We start from the raw sequence: 2,290 nt of genomic DNA on the forward strand, positions 1-2,290 counted from the left end.
CCGCCGTACCGGTCGCGGTCGCGGGCTCGTACGCCGAGCTGGCGGCGACGTACGCCTTCGAGGAGCGGGTGGGCAACTCGACGGTCCTCCACGAACCCGTCGGTGTGGTCGGCGCGATCACCCCCTGGAACTACCCCCTCCACCAGATCGTCGCCAAGACCGCCCCCGCCCTCACGGCCGGCTGCACCCTCGTGGCCAAGCCCGCCGAGGACACCCCGCTGGTCGCCCGGCTCTTCGCCGAGGCCGTGCACGAGGCCGGCATCCCGGCCGGTGTGTTCAACCTCGTCACCGGCCTCGGCCCGGTGGCCGGCCAGGCCCTCGCCGAGCACCCGGACGTCGACCTGGTCTCCTTCACCGGTTCCACCGCCGTCGGCCGCCGCATCGGCGCGCTCGCCACCGGCATGGTGAAGAGGGTCGCCCTCGAACTCGGCGGCAAGTCCGCCAACGTCATCCTGCCGAGCGCCGACCTGGCCCGCGCGGTCAACGCCGGCGTCGCCAACGTGATGACCAACTCCGGCCAGACGTGCAGCGCCTGGACCCGCATGCTGGTCCACCGCGAGCAGTACGACGAGGCCGTGGAACTCGCCGCGGCCGCCGCCGCCAAGTACGGCGACCGCATCGGCCCCGTCGTCAACGCCGGGCAGCGGGACCGGGTGCGCGGCTACATCGAGAAGGGCGTCGCCGAGGGCGCCCGGATCGTCGCGGGCGGCCCCGAGAGCCCGCGCGGAACCGGCTACTACGTCAGCCCCACCGTCTTCGCCGACGTCACCCCCGGGATGACCATCGCCCAGGAGGAGATCTTCGGCCCCGTCCTGTCCGTCCTGCGCTACGACGACGTGGACGACGCCCTGCGCATCGCCAACGGCACGGTCTACGGCCTCGCCGGCGCCGTCTGGGCCGGGGACGAGGCGGAGGCGGTGGCCTTCGCCCGCCGCATGGACACCGGCCAGGTCGACATCAACGGCGGCCGCTTCAACCCGCTCGCGCCCTTCGGCGGTTACAAGCGGTCCGGCGTGGGCCGTGAACTCGGCGCGCACGGCCTGACCGAGTACCTGCAGACCAAGTCCCTCCAGTTCTAGGGGAGTCGTCACCATCATGGCCGTACGCGCCGCTGTTCTGCCCGCCGTCGACGCCCCGCTGGAGATCACCGGGATCGACCTGCCCGCGCCCGGGCCCGGCCGGGTCCGCATCCGGCTCGCCGCCGCCGGCGTCTGCCACTCCGACCTGTCACTGTCCAACGGGACCATGCGCCTGCCGGTCCCGGCCGTCCTCGGCCACGAGGGCTCCGGCACGGTCGTCGCCGTCGGTGAGGGCGTCACCCATGTCGCGCCGGGTGACGACGTGGTCCTCAACTGGGCACCGTCCTGCGGCGCCTGCCCCGCCTGCGCCCGCGACGAGGTGTGGCTCTGCGCGAACGCCCTGTCCGGCGCCGCCGAGGTGCACGCCCGCCGCGCCGACGACGGCACCGACCTGTACCCCGGGCTGAACGTCGCCGCGTTCGCCGAGGAGACGGTGGTGCCCGCCTCCTGCGTGCTGCCAGCCCCGGACGGCGTCCCGCTCACCGACGCCGCCCTGCTGGGCTGCGCGGTGCTCACCGGCTACGGCGCCGTCCACCACTCCGCCAAGGTGCGCCCCGGCGAGAGCGTCGCGGTGTTCGGCGTCGGGGGAGTGGGCCTGGCGGCCCTCCAGTCCGCCAGGATCGCGGGCGCCTCCACGATCGTCGCGGTCGACGTCTCCCCGGAGAAGGAGGAGCTGGCCCGGTCCGCCGGCGCCACCGAGTACCTCGTCGCCTCGGACACCACCGCCCGGCAGATCCGCGCCCTCACCGGAAAGGAGGGCGTGGACGTGTCCGTGGAGTGCGCCGGCCGGGCTGCCACCATCCGTACGGCCTGGGAATCCACCCGGCGCGGCGGCCGCACCACGGTCGTCGGCATCGGCGGCAAGGACCAGCAGGTCACCTTCAACGCCCTGGAGATCTTCCACTGGGGCCGGACCCTCTCCGGCTGCGTCTACGGCAACTCCGCCCCGGCCCGCGACCTCCCGGTCCTCGCCGAGCACATCCGGGCCGGCCGCCTCGACCCGGGCGCCCTCGTCACCGAACGGATCGCCCTGGACGGCATCCCGGCCGCCTTCGACAACATGCTCGCGGGCAAGGGGGGCCGGGCGCTGGTGGTGTTCTGACGCACACCGTCGGGCTCCGCCCGGCTGGAGTCGCGGGGGCCACCCCGCCGACCCGTGGACCACCACGCCGACGATCTTCTGATGCGTCTGCACGGCGATGGACCCGGCC

The 2,290-nt window shown here is 74.2% G+C and carries 2 protein-coding genes; both read left to right on the forward strand.

Features of this window, described 5'->3' with window-relative positions; all coding sequences use genetic code 11:
- On the forward strand, positions 1-1,079 hold a 1,079-nt coding region (locus B9S61_RS10085; RefSeq protein WP_103541961.1), incomplete at its 5' end, for an aldehyde dehydrogenase family protein.
- Between the two features lie 16 nt (positions 1,080-1,095).
- Positions 1,096-2,181, forward strand: a complete 1,086-nt coding sequence (locus tag B9S61_RS10090) for a Zn-dependent alcohol dehydrogenase (RefSeq protein WP_103541962.1) — start codon at positions 1,096-1,098, stop codon at positions 2,179-2,181.
- Positions 2,182-2,290: the final 109 nt, after the last annotated feature.

The sequence above is a fragment of the Streptomyces sp. SM1 genome (assembly GCF_002910825.1).
Lineage (GTDB): Bacteria > Actinomycetota > Actinomycetes > Streptomycetales > Streptomycetaceae > Streptomyces > Streptomyces okerensis.

What these genes read in the sequence shown, in the direction of transcription:
- B9S61_RS10090 (WP_103541962.1), top strand. Translation starts at nt 1,096, where the DNA reads ATGGCCGTACGCGCCGCTGTTCTGCCCGCCGTCGACGCCCCGCTGGAG.